The following is an 18,935-nucleotide window of genomic DNA, read 5'->3' as shown; positions in this document are numbered from 1 at the left end:
CTTCGGAGGGGTTAGGGGAGGCTTTTAGGGGAGGCTTTTAGGGGAGGCTTTTTCCCTTATATCTCAATTTCCCAGAACACCTCGTCGTAGTCCTCTACCGTAGGTATGAACAGACTGCCGGTGCCTTGGTTCACGGGGTCGGGTGGCGTCAGCTTGTCGCAGTCCACCCACACCGTCAGGATGCCGCCGTGCGCTTGCGCGCGACATTGGTCGGTGACGTCAAACTCGTAGGTCTTCACCTGTCCGTCTTTCCACACCAGGTCATAGTACAGGAAGTTGCGCAGCGCAGCGCGCGATCCCATGTATTTCGCACCCGAACGCGTGTAGGGCTCGTTGTCGCAGAGGCCGAAGGTGGTCAGTTTTCCACCAATCACGTCGCTCTTGCGACCCTTCACCGTCAGGCCCTTCTTCATGCGCGTGTTGAAGTAGATCAGCGCAGGCTTGTTGCCCGTGTGGCCCGTGTTCACGTTGGTCGAACTGGCCATCGACGAGAGTGCCGCATTACCGTTGATACCCTTGATCTTGCCATCCTCGTTGTTGTAGAGGATAAACTGCACCAGGTAGATATACACCAGCGGGCGCAACTTGGTCTCCAGGTGCTTGATATACACATTCTCCACGGGGTCGTACTCATAGTCGGCCAGGTCGTGCGAGATGAAGATGTTTTCCGGGTAGGCACCGAAGAAGATCTCAGGCTGGTTGAGCAGACCGATGGCGCTCGAGCCATCTTTGTCGTTGGCGCGGCTGCGATCCACGATGCTTCGCGAGATGCCTCGCGTGCCCGTGGTGGTGGCCGTCACCGAGTCCAGTTCCTCATGCATCACCAGCACCTGCGTACCGTCTTTCGAGTCGATGTCGCTGTAGAACAGCATGTCGTAGTAGCCAAACTGGAAATAGCGGCGGAATCTGTTGCCGCGAATAGAGAACGCCTCGTCGGTGGTGTGCTTCGCCTTGGGGTCGTCGCCCTTGTAGTAGCGGTGCACCTCGTAGCTCGAGGGGCGCTCGTAGCCGATGTAACCCCAGATAGAGTCGTCCTTCAGGTCCCATCCGTAGTACCAGTCGGTCTCCATGTCCACGTCCACGTCCCACACCACGTCCATCTCGGTCTCCACCTGCGGCATCACGAAGTCCAGGTTCTGTCCGGGCAGGTGCAGCGGTGGTTCGATGCACGAGCTCATGCCCAGCACAACCGTCATGACGACTACTATATAATAAATAGGTGTACGTGTCATCTTGTCACCTCCTTTTTCTTTCTGTAGATGATATCGTAGGTCAGGTGCAGTCCGGCGTTGGTGGGGCCAAACCACATGAAGCGGTGGTTGCGCTTCTTAAACTGACTCGTGCTGCCACGGTAGTTGTAATAGTAGAGCCCGTCAATGGTTCCGTTGATGGGGTTGCCCCACACGTAGGGGTCGTAGCGGGTGATGAAGGCACCCATGCTGAGGCTCAGCTCCAGTCGCAGGCTGCCTTTCTTGTTCAGTCGGCAGGTGTGGCCCAGCGTCAGGCCCGCGCCGCCGCCTTCGCCTTCCCATCCCTTGGTCTCGCTGAAGCCGATGCCATAGACCGTGCCTTGGGCGTAGGCGCCCAGATAGGTGCCCAGAAAAGCGCCACCGCCCTTGAAGTAGCGGCGCAGCTCTAACTGCACGTCGCGCACCTGCATGAACTGATGGTCCTGCCAGTGGCGATGGTTAGAGAATGTGAAGCCTGCATTATAGGTGTAGTGTCCCGTCAGTGGGTAGTATTCCAATTGGATATTACCGCTAGGCGCAAAGCCGAACTGCGGTATATATGCAAAATCGTGCAGCAGGTTGGTCCTGGCTGCAATCAGGTGGCGGCGTGTGTAGGCCTTGTAGGTGGCGGGCATCAGGTTCAACTGCTCGGGCAGGGGCGTCAGCAGTGGGTTGGATGCCTCTGTGCTCACCGGACAGCCCTTGAACTGGATGCGGTCGGGGTTCACCGTGAACCACAACACCACGCGGCTCTGGCGCAGGGTGGGGTAGTACACCTGCAGCAGTCGGTTCCAGGTCTTGCCGCCGTTCAGGGCCATCAGCTCGCGCTTGCATTGGTGTTCGTCGCCCTTGCTGTGCTCCCAGATGGCGCGCACCTGCTCATACTCTTCGTCGCCGGCCAGTTCCATCAGCTTCACCAGGTAGGCATAGTCCTCGGTCACGCACTTCGCGTCGGTCTTGCAGTTGCCAATGGGCTGATCCAGATTGCTCTTCAGAAACTCGATCAGGCGCTTCGTGCGTTCGCGACTCAATCGGATGTTGTTCCAGTAGGGGCCCTCGGGTGAGGCGGCACCCTTCACAAACACCTGTCGCAGCACCAGGTTCTGCTGCTTGAGCAGCGGCACCAGACTGTCGTTATAGAGCGTGATGAAGGGATCGTCTTCCAGCAATTCCGTGCGGTTCACTCTGAAGCGGATGCCTCGTGCCACCATGTCGAACAGCGAATCGCTAATGGCAGGGGGCGTGCTGACATAGGCGTCAGACACATAGACAAAGGGGTAGCCCGGCAACTGTCTGTAGCGCAATGTATCTATCTTCTCGGCCCATCCGTTTGATAAGCCGAGAATCATAATAGTAGCAAAAATACTTATTCTTAAATGGTTGACTAATGCTTGCACTTAAACGTAGAGTTTTGTAGCAATTCTATTTTCGGATGCAAAGTTAGTCAAAATTATTTAGATAAAAAACAAAGGGTGTGATTTTTACAATGTTTAACGACTCCTTTACATTATTTATGCACAAACTGTTCTATTTTGCGCCATTTTGCTTTCCTTTTTCTGTTTTTATGCATTTTATGCCAACTGTAATTGTACGTTTTGTTGCGATTTTTTATGGTGATTTTTTCGGACCTCAAGTTCGCTTTGCTCCGCTGGAAAAACTTGCACATTTTGAAAAAGTTTTCAGTTTATAGCGATTAAATGGCGTTTTTATTCGGCCGGGCTGAATTTTTATTTTGTTTTTCCGACTTTTAATTGTATCTTTGCATTCCAAATCTTAGTCCATTGAAATAGATTAGTATTAGTTATGATGATTGTTTTTCAGAAAAAGACGCTCTCTTTTCTTGCATATATAGCACTGGCGGTGCTTGCACTGACCGGTTGCCACGACCAGAAGGCCATGAACGAGCTGGAGGCTATCAATCAGATAGCCGACGAGCATCCTGATTCGGCGTTGACCATGTTGAAAGTCTATGAAGACAAGGCGGACCACTGGAGCAAGGGCGATCGCATGCACTATGAGCTGGTGAAGATGAAGGCGCAAAATAAGGCAAATGTGCTATTTTCGTCCGATTCCATCGCAAAAGAGGTGGCCGATTACTACAACCACCATGGTACCGACAACGAGCGCTTGCTGGCTAACTATCTGTTGGGCCGTGTGTATAGCGATATGGGCGAGGCCCCTCAGGCTTTGCAGGCTTTCTACGATGCTATCGAATGTGCCGACACGCTGAGCGACGAATGCGACTACGATGTGCTGATACCTGTTTATGGACAAATGTCTTTGATTTATGGCAATCAAAACCTGCCCCACGATGAAATCTGGGCTTTGCGACATTACATTGACTATATCCACAAAACCGATTCGGAGAAAGAATATATCATTGCAAAAGAGCGATTAATCAATCCTTATTACCAACTTGATGAGAAAGATAGCGTGTTGGCTATCATCAACGATACTTATAAGTCGTTGAAGAAACTTGGTGAAGACCGTGAAGCGGCCGATGCTTTGGTTTCATCGGTATTTATCTATATAGAGCGTGGACAATTGGACGAGGCACGACGAGTTATGGACATATTTGAACATGAGTCGGGTCTATTCGATGCTCGAGGTAATATTGAAAAAGGTCGAGAGAACTATTATTATATCCGCGGTGTCTACGAACAGGCTGTGGGAAAGGTGGATGCGGCTGAAAAAGACTTCCGAAAGGCGGTTAATACGTGTTTTACGGTTGACGCATATAAGGGACTGATGTCTCTTTATCATAAAAAGCATAATATGGATTCAGTGCTGCACTTTGCTCTTCTTCATGAACAAGCATTGGATTCTGTTCATAATCAGATGCAGATAGATGCCATCCATCAAATGTCGTCCATGTATAACTATAGCCGCAGTCAGAAATTGGCAGAACAAGAGGCTCACAATGCACGCATCGCTCGTATTTGGACTATCGGCATTCTGTTCACCGTCTTACTGGGCGTTGCGCTGGCCTATAAGTTGTATCTGAGCTATAAGAGGAAAAAGCAAGAGGAGATCGATTTGTTGTCTAAGTCGCTTTCCGATGCTAAAAAGGAGTATCAGGTTGTGCAGAGCGAGTTGTTGACACTTAACAACCGTGACATCAAGAAACTGATTGCCGATAAGGAGAAGAAAGAGAAAGAACTGCGCCAAACCATCGAACGACTGGAGGCTTCCAGCGGATTGCCCACAGACAAAGATAGTCTTGAGAAGTTTGATGAGAGCGTTATCGCTAAGGTGTTCCGCCGAAAGCAGGACAATAAGCTCGAAAAGCCTTCGCCCCGTCAGGCGGAATGGCGCGCCTTGGTGCTGCAGTTCTCTAAAGAGATGCCTGCCATGCACCACATGCTGGTCGAGGAAAAGAAACTATCGCCACTAGAGTTGAACGTCTGCATACTGATATTGCTGGGCTTCGACGATGCTTCCATCGGCAATCTCACGGGTTCAATACCTCAAACAATCACCAAGGCAAAGGCCCGTGCCAACATGAAATTGTTTGGTGTAAAAGGTGCACACGGACTAAAAAGAGGGCTTTTTTTGGCTTCAAAGGACCTTTGACTTATTTTGACTTATTTTTTTTATAAGTCGCTGATGTGTAGTTTATTGCAATGACTTATTTTGCGTTTTGACTTATTTTGACTTATAGAAAAAATCCAATTTTGATATTTCTTTCTGGAATGTTTTCGTAACTTTGCATCGACTAAAATCAATGCATCACTTAAACCTATAGTAGAAAGAAATGAAAAAGTTTGTATCAGTTTTAAGTTCGCTGTTGTTCGCTGGGTTGCTTGTTGCCAGCGCCCAGGTATCTTCAGCCTATGTTTTAAGTTTGTACGCACACCAATTCACTAACCCTATGCAGGTTATGAAACCTGTTCGTAAGGCTCCCGCAAAGCCTGTCATCCCCGTGGTTACCGTAGATGGACACACACTGAACTTCAGTGCACCATTGGTAGAAGGACAGATTGACCTGCTCAACGAAGACGAAGAGGTGGAGTACACCATCTATGTAGCTAAGGGTGCCACCAAAGTGGTGATTCCTTCATACATCTCGGGTTACTATTATATTAATATTGTACAAGGCGATATTTGCTTTAGCGGTGATATCGATCTTTAAATAACAGAGCGCCATGGAAAAGACAAGTTTGCGCTATCAGCGCATTAGGCTAATACTCGAGCAGGAAAGTATTTGGATTATCCTCTACGGAGCTTACCTCTTAGCCTTATTAACGATAGTTTTGGCATGTTTGTAAACCCATCATATTGATTCACCTTAACCAATTCTTCGGCGGCGCCGGCTTCAATACCATGAAGCAGGTGCCGCCAATTATTTGACCCCTTCCTGACCTCCCCAAGGGGGAGGAAAAGGGAGGGAGACCCACCCCCGGCCCCTCCCTGTATGGAGGGGAGTAGATAGTTCCTTCTTGCTGTTTTGTTTTGTTATTCTGGCCGAATAATGTTCTTATTCCTTTAGTTTTGACTTCTAATAGTGGCACTTTTGGGTCTGATCTAGCCCCTGGATGACTCGATTCTAGACCCTAGATGGCCCTGATCTAGCCCCTAGATGGGTCGGTTCTAGACCCTAGAATCATCTATTCTAGACTCTAGACTCTCGCAATCTAGACTTTAGAATCGAGTCATCTAGACTCTAGATTGAGGTATTCTAGACTCTAGATCGACACCAAAACTTATGGTTTTGCATCTTAAAACCTATACTTTTGCATTGTCAAACTTATACTATTGTATTTCAAAACGTATACTTTTGTTCCTTAAAACCTATGGTGTTGCCTTATAAAACCTAAGGTGCTGCATCGCCATGTCTATACTATTGCATGCAAAAATGGCCCATTTCATCGGTAAAATGGGCCGTTTTCTTATTATCCTTTATTTATGACTACTGTATGCTGTTGGTCTCGTAGTCGTCGCCTAGGGTTGTTGTTTTAAGCTCTTTGAGGAACTGGGCGCGTGGCTTGGATGTGCGCACATGAATGGTGCGCGTCTGTCCGGGGAGCAGGTCGAAGTAGTTGTCGGCGAAGAAATCATTGATGCCTTTTGTCTTGAGGAACACGGCACGGGCAAAGATGTCGGTGCTCACGCTGACGTCGTAGCCGTCGGCAACGGGGGTGACGGCAGTGGTGAGCTGCGGTTTGCGATAGTGCATGTCCTTCTGACGCACGGGATAGGCAATGTTGTAGTAGGTCTTGCCGCCCGTCTCGTAGGTGATGTAGAAGATTACGTTTTCGGCCATTTCATCGCCAATCAGGTCCTTGACGCGCCATGTCTGGACGTTGATGGCATCGTTCTTGGGTAGCTTGACTTTCTTTGTCTGTTCAAAGACGATGCGGCCATCGATGGTCATGGACTGTAGCTTTAGGTTGCCGGTGGCCGGGGTCCGTCGGTCGTTGACGAGCTTCAGCTCCAGGAGCTTTCCGTCTGCTCCTTCTGAGGGGAGGGGGAGCTTTTGCTGCTGCATGGCTTTGGCGTTTTCCTCTGTGGGGAGGGCTGCTACTTGTTTGGTGGGGGTGGCGATGACATCGCCACAGACTGAACCGTTTTTGATGCGGGGGGAGACTAGGATGTCGTCGTAGGCTTTGCGGGTGACGTAGTGCAGCGCCTTCCAGCGGCCGTAGTAGTCGCGGCTGCTCCATGAGGCCACCGGCCAACAGTCGTTGAGCTGCCACACGATGCCGCCCATGCAGAACGGGCGGTCGCGTCGGAAGGCCTCCATGCCCATCTTCACGGCGTCGGCCTGCAGCACCTGGCCTACGTAGAGGAAGCGCTTGAAGTCTTTTGGCACCCGGTAGTCGCGACCCATATATTCCTCGATGCGGTGGTTGGCATAGGTGCCCGCGTTCTGGTGGGCCATCATCACCTCCGAGTAGATGTCGTGGTCTCGTGGATCGGGGTTATACCGCAGCACGCTCTCGTACTCGGGGAACGACTGGAACCCGTATTCCGACTGGAAGCGCACGTGGTGGTCGAAGTAAGCCTCGATGGGTTCACCGCCATGCCATACGCCCCAGTAGTGGTCGTCGCCATTGATGCCATCGCTGGGCGTGTTTTCAAAAGCCCAGGGCGACGACGGGCGATAGGCAATGCCACCACCATACTGGCGCACCACCTCGGGCAGCACCTCATAGAAGATGCTGTGCTGCATTTTCCACACGCGGTCGGCCTGTCCCAGTTCTTCGAAGTAGCGCTTCTTGCCACCCCATCCAAACCACACATCCTGCTCCTCGTTGTTGCCGGCATAAACAGCCATGCAGGCATGGTTGCGCAGGCGGCGCACGTTGCAGATGGCCTCCTCCTTGATGTTGTCCAGGAAGGCCGAGTCAACCTCGTAGGTCTGGCAGGCAAACATGAAGTCTTGCCACACTAAAATGCCCATTTCATCGCAATATCGGTAGAAGGCATCGTCCTCGTAGATGCCACCGCCCCACACACGAATCATGTTCATGTTGACAGCTGCTGCGTCGGCCACCACCTGGCGGTAGATGCTGTCGTTGACGCGGCTGAGGAAGTTGTCGTTGGGCACCATGTTAGAGCCCTTCGCGTAGAGCGGTTCACCGTTCAGTTCAAAATAGAGGTTATGCCCGTATTTGTCTTTGTCGTTGTGGAGCTTGAGGCTGCGGATGCCGAGGAGGGTGGAAGACTCACCCCCAGCCCCTCTTTGCTCAGAGAGGGGAGTAGATAGCTTTTTATCGCGATTGTTGCTTTGAGAGTGACCACTCCCCTCTCTGCTCAGAGAGGGGTCGGGGGTGAGTCTTAGTTTCATCGTCGTCAGATAAGGCTCACCTAAGCCGTTGGTCCACCACAGTCGGGGATTCTTCAGGGTGTAGTCGAGGGTGATGGTGTTGAGGCCCGGCTTGAGGGCAACGGCCTTTGTGGTGGCAGGCTTGCCGTCGGCGGTGATGGCTATGGTGGCACTCTGTGCGCTGTCGGCCTCGACCTCAACGATGGTGCGCAGTTGGGCGCGGGCCTTGGTCACGTCCTTCTGAATATACCATACGTCGGCGATGCGTGTGCCGCTCCACGTCTCGAGCAGCACTGGGCGCCAGATGCCGAAGGTCACCAGGCGTGGGCCCCAGTCCCAACCATATTCAAAGCCGGCGGTACGGGCAAAGGGCGAGATGGTCTTGTCGAACAGGCCTCCCATCTGCGAGTGGTCGGGGCCGGTGTTGTGGCGATAGGGCAGGGCGTCGAACTTCGGCACATTCATCTTCACTGGGCTCTTGAAGAAAACCTCCAGCAGGTTGTCGCCCGCCTTCAGGATACCCTCCACGTTGCATCGCCACTCGCGGTGCATATTGTCGGCCACCAGGATGCGCTGGTGGTTCAGATAGACGTCGGCATAGGTGTCCAGACCTTTGAATACCAGCGTCTGATGGCTGGCGGCCAGTTCTTCGGCCGTGGGCTGGAAGTGCGTCTCGTACATCCAGTCCTCCTTATCGACCCACTGCACCGAGCGCTCGTTGAGCCGATAGAACGGATCCTCGATGATGCGTTCGCGCATCAGGTCAAGGTGTGTGTTGCCAGGCACCTGTGCGGGGTGCCATATCTCCGAGTTGCCCTGGCGGAAGCGCCAGCCCTCATGCAGGGTGCGCTGGCTGACGGAGGCGCTGGCCACCGTGGCTGCCAGCAGCAGTAGAGAAGTAATGGTTTTTCGTATCATCATGTGTTAAAGTATTTTTGTCTGACGGTTAGCTTTGAGCTGAACGGTGCGGGTGGTGCCGTTGAGTCGCAGGGTGACGGTCTGCGACAGTTTGGAGCGCAGCACCAGTGTGGTGACCTGGCCGTCCTTCCAGGAGAAGTCGGCCTCTATGCCACCGCGGGCACAGATGCCACGCACGCTGCCATCTTTCCAGGCCTGGGGCAGGGCGGGCAGGAAGGTCAGTTCGTGATTGGGGCTACTCTGCAACAGCATTTCACACACACCGGCCACGGCAGCCTCGGTGGCATCAAACGAGAAGATGTCCTCCTGAGCACCGGCCACGCCGGCGGGCGAAACCGTCATCAGGTTCTCGCGCATGAAGCCCGTGTAGAGTCCAATCAGGCTCTCGTAGGCCTTCTCGCCACGGCGCAGGCGCGCATAGAAGTTGATGTTGTTGCCACGTGTCCACTCGGTGTCTTCCCAGTTGGCGTGCGAAGTCTGGTTGGCCAGGAACGTCTCGCAGCCACGTGCCAGATCAGGTGTGTCGTCGGGCGAGATATGTCCGTAGGGATAGAGCGCGAGCAAGTGAGAGGCATGGCGGTGAGACGGGTCGCTGCGTCCCACGTCGAGCAGCCATTCGGCCAGTTCGCCATTCTGGCGCACCCAGTAGGGCGGCAGTTTGCGGATGTCGCGCTCCAGTTGTGCGCGGAAGTCGGCATCGACGTTCAGCAGGCGGCTTGCCTCGATGCAGGCGTGGTAGATCTCATAGATGGTGGCACGGTCGGTGGTAGGCATCATCGACAGCGAGTAATCCCTGCCGTCGGGGCCGCGGAAGCTGTTCTCGGGCGAGATGCTGGGTCCGCTGAGCAGATAGCCCGTCTGGGGGTCTTCAATCATGTAGTCCATGAAGAACTCGGCCGTCTCTTTCAGCAGCGGGTAGGCCACCTCGCGCAGGTAGTCGCGGTCTTGCGTGAACTCATAGTGCGTCCACAGGTGGGTAGCCATCCAGGCGCCTGCCGTCACGTTCAGTGCCCATGAGCAAGAGCCCCCAGGCGCAGTGTCGCCCCACACATTATTAATGGTGTGAGTGACCCAGCCACGGCAGCCATACACCTTGCGTGCCGTCACGCTGCCGTGCTTGGCCAGCAGCGACAGATAGGAAAACAGCGGCGTGTTGCACTCGCTGAGGTTCGCAATATTGGTGCTCCAGTAGTTTTGCTGGATGTTGATGTCCAGGTGGTAGTCGCACGTCCACGGCATGTTGCAAGCCAGGTTGTCGTTCCAGATGCCCTGCAGGTTGGAGGGCAGGGGAGAATTTTCGCGCGAAGAGCTGATCTGCATGTAGCGTCCATACTGGAAGAACAGCGCGTCGAAGACCGGGTCCGGCTGTCCCTTTCGGGCCGCCTGGAAGAGTGCCTCGGTGCTGCCGGTGGCCTGTTTGCCGTCGGCATTAAGGCAGAGCGACATGCGGTTGAACAGATGCTGGTAGTCCTTGACGTGCGCCTTTTTCAGTTGTTGGTAAGGCATGGCGGTCGCTGCCGTCACGGTCTGTCGGCACTGCTGGCGGTAGTTCATGTTCTGGAAGTCGGTGCGGATGTCGGCCGTCAGGGTGAGCGTGGTGGCATTGGTGACCACCAGCTTGTTGTCAACCACCCTGATCTCGCCCCCTTCCACCTGAGCGCTGACCAGGCCGCGGAAGCGCACGCCGCCCTCGCCGTTCTTGTCGAAGCGGGCATCGCCATTGATGTCGAGCCAGCCCTGCTGTTGCGAAGCGCTTGAAGCGCAGACGGTGCTGTGGCGCAGCATGTCCATGCCGATGCTCACGTTGATGGCGTGTGCCTGACTGGCCGTGTAGCGCACCACCAGGGTCTGTGCCGGATTAGAGGTGAAATACTCGCGTCGGTAGCTGATGCCGTTCTGCTTGTAGCTGACGGTAGCCACCGCCTCGCTGAGCGACAGACAGCGCTTGTAGTCAGTGATGTCGGTCGCGGCCGCCTCGTCTGTGATCACCAGATTGCCGAAAGGCAGGTGGGTGCCAAACGACTTGCCGTGGCCACACAGCGACTGCCATCCCAGGTCGTTGCCCCGACGGTAGTCACCGCTGAGGAAAGCCTGGCGCATCTCGCGCAGTTTCTCAGGTCCACACAGGTTGTTGGCCTCGGGGTCGGGCTGTCCAGACCAGAGCGTAGCCTCGTTCAGGGCCACCGTTTCCTTGTCCACGCCACCATAGACCATGGCGCCCAGACGGCCATTGCCCAGAGGCAGCGCCCCCATCCATTTCTCCGAGGGCTTGTCGTACGACAGCACCAGAGGTGTTTCGGCAGCTGTGGCACCGACACGAACAAGCATGGCCAATAGAAGCATGCAAAAATGTTTGGAATTCATAATACGTTCTCTTTTAGTTATTAATACGGTGCAAAAGTACAATAATATTGTATAATACAAATGGTTTGCAGATGTATAAAAATGGAAGAATCGTTGCAGGTTGCCACCAATTGCGACATACGTTTCATTTTCTGGTGCGATTAGCGTGCCCACCTTTATTTAAATATGTTACCTTTGCATCGAAATTAAAGCAATCTAGTAAAAATCTTATGAAACAAAAACACTTAGTCCCGCTTCGCTGGTCGGCATCCATCATTGGGTTGTTGACCTTGGCTGGTGGACTGACGGCATGCTCGGATGAGTATGAGTACGAAAGCCATGAACCAGACTTTCTTGGTGCGAGCATCTATGACTACTTGCAGCAACAGGGTGATTTCACGACCTATCTGCGACTGGTTGACGACCTGGACTACCGGCAGGTGCTCAGGCTGACGGGCTCGAAGACCGTCTTTCCTGCGCGCGATGACGCCTGGACGCGCTTCTTTAATGGTGGCAACCCATGGGGCGTGACCGCCTACGAACAGCTCACGGATGCCCAGAAACGCTGTCTGCTGGGGTCCAGCACCATCAACATGGCCTATCTGACCTATATGTTGGCCAATACGGGCGACTCGGAGAGTCAGAGCGGAGAAGGCACCGCCCTGCGCCGTGCCACACAGTATAGCTATCTGGACAGCATACAGTGGTGCCAGGATGCCCGCCAACTGGCTGCCCCCTTCTGGCAGAAATACCAGCAGACGGGCGTGCGACTGGCCGATCAGGGCGATACCTATATGGTGCACTTCACGCCGCAACACACCGCAGCCAACCAGTTGGCGGCAGCCGACCTGTCGCTGATCCTGGGCAAGGCCTATGATGCAAAAGACGTGTATGTCAACGGTACGCAGGTGGTGGAGAAAGACATCACCTGCAAGAACGGCTATGTACACGTGGTGCAGGAAGTGCTGACGCCCAATAGTCCGATGAGTGAGGTCATCAACCACCATCCTCAGACCCAGCTGTTCTCCCGACTGATGGAGCGCTTCTCGGCACCTTATTATAACAGTGCAGCCACCGATGCCGTGCACCAGTTGTACGACGGTCGTGACAAGGCGCACCCCGTGATCAGCGACAGTATCTTCGTGAAGCGCTACTTCACCGAGTCGCAACCCAGCGATCCCGAGGGCAACGATATGACCCACTACGGATTGCTATACATAGACCCCTCGCAGAACACCTATCAATCTATGCAGGATATGGGTGTGATGTTTGTACCTACGGACGAGGCGATGCAGAACTACCTGAACGGTGGAAAGGGTGCCTACCTGAAAGATGCCTACGGCACGTGGGACGAGGTGCCCACATCGCTGGTGGCACTGTTTGTGAAGAACCACCAGAAGAAGTCGTTCATGAGCAGTCTGCCATCGTCGTGGTCCACGATGAACGATGAGGCGTCGTTTGCGATGCACGTGGATCAGAAGGATGTGGTGGCAACCTACGTGACGGGCAATGGCGTGGTGTATGTCACCAACAAGGTGTATCCCCCCATCGACTACCAGAGCGTCTATGCGCCGGTGATGACCAACCGCAACACCCGCATCATGAACTGGGCCCTGCAGGACCACGAGATGAAGTTCTTCCTGTACTTGCGCTCTATGGAGAACATGTACAACCTCTTGGTGCCCACCGATGAGGCTTTGCAAAACTACCGCGACCCCATTGCCTGGGCCAAGGGAAAGAGCCAGCGCCAGATATGGGCCTTCCGTTACGATGAGACCAAAGACCAGCCCGTGACGGCCGATGTCTATGCCGTCAATGACGACGGCACAAAGGGCGAGTTTCAATACACCATCAGCGATGTGGGCCTGTTGCGCAATCGTCTGTATGACATCTGCGATCGCCATATCATCGTGGGCATGAAAGACGAACAGGGAAACATGAGCGGCTATGTGGACGACGGCACGCATCATTACTACCAGTCGAAGGGCGGATCGACCCTCCGTTTCAGCGGTGCCGGCCAGCAGATGACCGCCACGGGTGGCGGCGACAACGAGCAACAGGTGGCCGATGCCCATCAGATAAGTCGTTATGACACGGACAACGGTCGCTGCTATATCGTGGATCGCGTGTTGCAGGATCCTGTCAATTCGGTCTATACCAACCTGCAGGCGCATGCCGAGTACGCCAAGTTCTTCGAACTGCTGAACGGAGACGACATGGTGTTCCGCACGTTCCAGAACGACCCTGAGATCAAAAGCATTTTTACGCTGAACCGCACCTCGGCCTCGTCGGGACTGGGCAACGTGGTTTCTTCGTTTGCCAACTTCCAGTACACGGTGCTGGTGCCCACCAACGATGCCGTCGATGCAGCCTTTGCCGCCGACCCGACGCTGCATACCTGGAGCGAGATAGCCCAGCAAACCGATGTGGACGTGCAGCGCCAGTGGGCTGTCAGACTGATACGTTTCCTTCAGTACCATTTCATCGACAACTCAACCTATGTGGACAGCCGACCCTTTGCTGCGCTGACCTTCGAAACGGCAGCCCGCTCTAACAGTGGCCGCTTCCAGAAAATCAGTGTCAGCGGCGACGGTCAGAACCTCACCTTCACCGATGCACACGGACATCATGCCCATGTGGTAAAAACGCCCGGACTGTATAACCTGCAGAGTCGTGACTTCATCGTGAACAACAGCGACTATCGCAACGCCACGCAGATGGTCAGCTCGTCGCAGTCTGTGATCCACCTCATTGATCGTGCCTTAATCCCAGAATAAAAGAAACATGAAACGATATTTATTATTAACCCTACTTATGATGTGCGTCGGCGGTATCACCGCACAGACGATGATTACCGGACAGGTCATGGCTCCTGATGGCGAGTGTATTGGTGCCACCATCGTGGAACAGGACAAGGGCGGACGCATCATCACATCGACCGTGACCGACTTCAACGGTAACTTCTCACTGCAGGTGAAGAACGTGGACAACATGCTGAAAATATCCTATGTGGGCTGTAAGACACAGCTGCTGCCCATCAAAGACCGCAGACGCTTTGTGGTGACCCTGAAAGACGACAGTCAGACCATTGCCGAAGTGCAGATCAAAGGAAAGCGACGCACGGGAGCCGACGGTTTCAACGTGCCGGTGCGCGAGTTGAGCGGTGCACAGCAGACCATCTCGATGAAGACCTTCGAGGGAATGTCTGTAGCTTCGGTCGATGACGCCCTGCAGGGCCGCATTGCCGGACTCGACATCGTGGCCAACTCGGGCGACCTAGGCAGTGGCTCGTCGCTGCGTGTGCGTGGTACCACGAGTATCAACTCCAACAGCGAACCGCTGATCTTGCTCAACGACATCCCTTTCGACTCGCAGATAGACGCCTCGTTCGACTATAACACGGCTTCGAACGATCAGTTTGCCACGCTGCTGAACATATCGCCAGAGGATATAGAGGACATCACCGTGCTGAAAGACGGTGCTGCCTGCGCGATATGGGGCGCACGCGGTGCCAACGGTATTATCAGCATCAGAACAAAGAAGGGCGTCACAGGACCAACTCGTGTGACCTATAGCTACCGCCTGAGCGGCAACTGGCAGCCGGAGGGCATGAAGATGCTGAACGGCGACGACTATACCATGCTGATGAAGCAGGCCTATTTCAACCGTAATCAAGACGAGCGCGAGGCTAACGTGCCCGAGTTTAACTACGACCCCAACTTCTCGGAATACGAGCAGTTTAACAACAACACCAACTGGGTGAAGGAGGTCAGTCAGATGGGATGGACACACGATCACTCACTCTCTATCAGTGGCGGTGGACAGAAAGCCCGCTTCCGCGCCTCGCTGGGTTATTACAACCAGACAGGTACGGTGATAGAACAGCAGATGGATCGCTTCTCAACCCGCATGAACCTGGAGTATCAGGTGTCTGAACGCCTGAAGTTCACCAGCGACTTCTCGATGACCTACACCAACAACGACCGTAACTACGAGCAGTACTATCCAGCCACGGGCTCAAACATCGGTTTGCTGGACGTGGCCTACCGCAAACTACCTAACGTGGGCATCTACCGACAGGATAATGCCGGCAACAACACGGGGGCTTACTATAACATCCTACCCTCGTCGGGACTGGATGCCTCGCAGAAAGACCTCTACAACCCCATCGCTGTGGCACATCTGGCGCAGAACGTGCAGAAGAACATGCGTATCATCCCCACGCTGCGTGTGCAGTATGACTTCATCGAACCCACCGACCATCAGCGCCTGCGTTACAATGGCTACGTGACATTTGACATCGAGAACTATAAGATCAATAAGTTCCTGCCTAAGGAGATTGTGCCTACAACATGGTTGAACGAACAGGTCAACCGCAGCGAGGAGCAGGAAAACGAGGGCCTGTCGGTGATGACCGACCAGAACCTGACATGGATGCCCAACACGGGTGACAACCACTCGCTGATGCTGTATGGCTCATGGCAGATGACTACCGGAAACTCGCAGAGCCAGCGCTTTGTGACGTTTGGCTCGCCCTCGCAGGCCATCACCGATGCTACGGCAGGAGCCAACCTGCGTGACCTCAACTCGGAACAAGGTCAGTGGCGGTCGATGGCGGTGCTTGGCCGTCTTCACTATGCCTATCAGGGCCGTTATATCCTGGATGCAACCATCCGCTGGGACGGTTCTACCCGCTTTGGTTCTGGCAACCGCTGGGGCACCTTCCCCTCGCTGTCGGGTAAGTGGATCATCAGTGATGAGAAGTTCCTGAAACCCTGGGAGAACTGGTTGTCGGAATTCTCGTTGCGCGCCGGATGGGGCGTGACGGGTAATATGCCCGACCGTGAGTATCTGTACTTTGCACGATACAACGGTTCGTGGGGCACGGGCGGCAACAACTATAATGGCACGCCAACGATCAAACCCAGTTCGGTGAAGCTCACCAATCTGAAGTGGGAGCGCTCCACGAGCTACAACGTGGGACTGAATCTCGGTCTGTTTGAAGACCGCTTCACGGCCGACCTCAACGTGTATCACCGTCGCACGGAAGACATGCTGTTCAAAGACCAGCGCATACCGGGAAGCTCGGGTTTCGACTATCTGAGTTATATCAACGCAGGAACCATGGACAACGACGGCTGGGAGCTGAACATCAACACCACCAACCTCATCAACATGGGTAAGTTCACGTTGGACCTCAACGCCAACCTGTCGAACTATAAGAACACCATCAAGGCGCTGGACGCCAATGTGCTGGACTCGTACAACGGCGACTTCAGCTATGCCAACGGCAACTATCTGAGCCGAGTGCAGATCAACAACTCGTTTGGTTCTATCTACGGACTGCGCTCGCACGGCGTCTATCAGTATGACAAGTGGAGCGAAGTGGAAGTGCCAGGCGTCAGTGGACCAAACGCACCGGTGGCACGCGATAAGAACGGAAACGTGGTCTTCGACAGTTATCATGAGCCCGTGCCTTTGTACTATGCCTATGGCACCACCAGCGCACGGAAGTTCCGTGGTGGCGATGCCATCTATGAGGATGTGTATAAGGACGGCACCATCGATGAGCTCGACGTGGTCTATTTGGGCAACTGCAACCCGAAGTTGAATGGCGGTTTCGGTTTCTCGCTGCGCTATAACAAGCGCTTGTCGCTGAACTGCTTCTTTAACTTCCGCTATGGCAACAAGGTGGTCAACTATGCCCGCATGTATGCCGAGAATATGTACTCGAACGACAACCAGTGTGTGTCGGTGAACTGGCGATGGCGTAAGGATGGTGACGTGACCAACATGCCACGCGCCCTGTATCAAGACGGTCGCAACTGGATGGGTAGTGACCGCTTCGTGGAGGATGGATCGTTCCTGCGCTGGAAACAGCTCACGGTGAACTATACGTTAGACCCGAAGCTGGTGAAGCGCGTGGGCCTGAGCCAGACGTCACTGTCGTTCACGCTCAACAACATCCTGACATGGACGAAGTACTCTGGTGTTGACCCCGAGGTGGGCTACGACTCTCAGGGCATCTGTGCCGACTGGTCGAAGACACCGCGCTCCAAGTATTTCACCTTTGGCATTACAGTAGGACTCTAATTTATTACGTGTATTATGATTACGAAGAAGATTTATCATATTCTCATAGCCCTCATGATTGGTGGTGGCAGCATCTGCACCCTGACCAGTTGCGAGGACTGGTTTAACCTGAAACCACAGACGGAACTGGTGGGCGAGGACTTCTGGCAATCGAAGCAGGATGTGGAGAGTGCGCTGGCTGCCTGTTACCGCGCGCTGCTCGAGCCCGAGGCCATGGAACGTCTCATCGTCTGGGGCGAGGTGCGCTCGGACAATGTGCTGGCAGGCATGAACCCCGGTGGCGACCTGAGCTACATGCTCTCGGCCAATATCGATGCAAGCAATGGCTATACGCAGTGGTCGCCCCTGTATCGCGTGATTAACTATTGTAACACCGTGCTGGAGAATGCCCCAAAGGTGCAGCAGCAGGATCCCAATTTCAAGACTGGCGAACTGCGTGCCTACGAGGCTGAGGCGATGACCTTACGCGCATTGTGCTACTTCTATCTGGTGCGTACGTTTGGTGATGTGCCTTTCACCACGCAGGCCTACAGCGACGACACCCGTCCTTTCCAGTTGGCACAGACGGATGGCGACACCATCCTGCGACAGTTGCTGGCAGAGCTGGAGACCATCAAAGACAACTATGCGAAAGCCGTCTATTCAACAACGAGCGACACCAAAGGACGCGTGACGCAGAAAGCCCTCTGGACGCTGATGGCCGATATGTACCTATGGCTGGGAGAGTATGACCAGTGCATCGCGATGTGCGACAGGGTGCTGCAACCGGGCCTTAACCCGCTTTTCCTGGAACCATCGGCACGCTACAACCAGCAGGTGTTTGGTATAGGCAATTCGTCGGAGAGCATCTTTGAACTGCAGTTTGACAACTATGTGCCCAACTACGTGGTGTGCGAGATGTATGGCACGGAGGGCGGACGCACCAGTGCCAACTACCTGTCGTCTCTCGACTTCAAGAAATATAACCTCTTTGAGAATAGCGACGTCAGGCAGTATGACGCGCTGTGGAGCAACACGTCAGCGGCCTTCATACCCATCAAGAAGTATGTGGCCTATCGCAAGGAAAGCACCAGTGCACAGGTGTTGCAGGGTGATTATGTGACGAATCAGAACACACAGAACTGGATTGTGTACAGACTGAGCGACGTCTATCTGATGAAAGCAGAGGCACTGGTGGAGCGTAATGCTGCTGGTGACCTGGAGGCAGCCTTGGCGCTGGTGAGCTATTCATACGACAGGGCCAACCCTTCAAAGGGTAGCGGGACGTTGCAGTTGTCGAGGTACAACTCGCAAGAGCTGATGCGCGACCTGGTGTTCGACGAACGCCAGCGAGAATTCCTGTTTGAGGGAAAGCGCTATTTTGACATCCTGCGACGCATCCGCAGAACGGGCGACCTAAACAATGTGGTCTCTACCTATCTGTTGCGAAAGTATGAGAGTCAGGACCAGGCAACCGTGTTGACGCGCCTGAACACGCTGAACGCCCTCTATCTGCCTATTCACCGCGATGAGCTCAAGGTGAATAAGCTGCTGAAACAGAACCCATTTTATGCAACTTCCAGTGATATAGAAAAGAACTAAGG

General features: G+C 54.0%; 9 protein-coding genes. 5 read left to right on the top strand and 4 right to left on the bottom strand.

What is annotated here, in order from left to right; genetic code table 11:
* Positions 1-56: 56 nt before the first annotated feature.
* On the bottom strand, positions 57-1,232 hold the full coding sequence (locus tag T496_RS0102545) for a hypothetical protein (protein WP_155808614.1): 1,176 nt from the start codon (positions 1,230-1,232) through the stop codon (positions 57-59).
* Positions 1,229-2,578: a DUF3575 domain-containing protein gene (locus T496_RS0102540; RefSeq protein ID WP_027449353.1), complete on the bottom strand. Its 1,350-nt coding sequence runs from the start codon at positions 2,576-2,578 to the stop codon at positions 1,229-1,231. The genes T496_RS0102545 and T496_RS0102540 overlap by 4 nt, the downstream gene beginning before the upstream one ends.
* Positions 2,579-3,032: 454 nt before the next feature.
* On the opposite strand from T496_RS0102540, the gene T496_RS0102530 reads away from it, so the two are divergent.
* Together T496_RS0102530 and T496_RS0102525 are read left to right on the top strand one after the other, a co-directional pair.
* Positions 3,033-4,802 (top strand): hypothetical protein, encoded by a 1,770-nt coding sequence (locus T496_RS0102530; RefSeq protein ID WP_027449352.1) that lies wholly within the window; start codon positions 3,033-3,035, stop codon positions 4,800-4,802.
* Positions 4,803-5,109: 307 nt separating this feature from the next.
* Positions 5,110-5,361 carry a hypothetical protein gene (locus tag T496_RS0102525; RefSeq protein WP_027449351.1) on the top strand — a complete coding sequence of 84 codons (252 nt, stop codon included), beginning with the start codon at positions 5,110-5,112 and terminating at the stop codon, positions 5,359-5,361.
* 777 nt (positions 5,362-6,138) lie between these two features.
* Here the strand turns inward: T496_RS0102525 and T496_RS0102520 are convergent.
* Positions 6,139-8,919, bottom strand: a complete 2,781-nt coding sequence (locus tag T496_RS0102520; protein ID WP_027449350.1) for a beta-mannosidase — start codon at positions 8,917-8,919, stop codon at positions 6,139-6,141.
* A 3-nt stretch (positions 8,920-8,922) separates the two neighbouring features.
* On the bottom strand, positions 8,923-11,280 hold the full coding sequence (locus tag T496_RS13275; RefSeq protein ID WP_052342041.1) for a glycoside hydrolase family 95 protein: 2,358 nt from the start codon (positions 11,278-11,280) through the stop codon (positions 8,923-8,925).
* Positions 11,281-11,489: 209 nt separating this feature from the next.
* Between T496_RS13275 and T496_RS13270 the strand changes: the two genes are divergently transcribed.
* The 3 genes from T496_RS13270 to T496_RS0102500 are packed head-to-tail and all read left to right on the top strand — an operon-like array spanning position 11,490 to position 18,933.
* Positions 11,490-14,036, top strand: a complete 2,547-nt coding sequence (locus T496_RS13270; protein WP_052342040.1) for a fasciclin domain-containing protein — start codon at positions 11,490-11,492, stop codon at positions 14,034-14,036.
* A 7-nt stretch (positions 14,037-14,043) separates the two neighbouring features.
* Positions 14,044-17,352 carry a SusC/RagA family TonB-linked outer membrane protein gene (locus T496_RS0102505; RefSeq protein WP_027449349.1) on the top strand — a complete coding sequence of 1,103 codons (3,309 nt, stop codon included), beginning with the start codon at positions 14,044-14,046 and terminating at the stop codon, positions 17,350-17,352.
* A 15-nt stretch (positions 17,353-17,367) separates the two neighbouring features.
* Positions 17,368-18,933 (top strand): RagB/SusD family nutrient uptake outer membrane protein, encoded by a 1,566-nt coding sequence (locus tag T496_RS0102500; RefSeq protein WP_027449348.1) that lies wholly within the window; start codon positions 17,368-17,370, stop codon positions 18,931-18,933.
* The last annotated feature ends 2 nt before the right edge of the window (positions 18,934-18,935 follow it).

It is taken from the genome of Xylanibacter brevis P6B11, from assembly GCF_000621825.1.
GTDB lineage: Bacteria > Bacteroidota > Bacteroidia > Bacteroidales > Bacteroidaceae > Prevotella > Prevotella brevis.
Note: the sequence above shows the minus strand (reverse complement) of the source record. Positions and strands in the feature narration are given on the sequence as shown.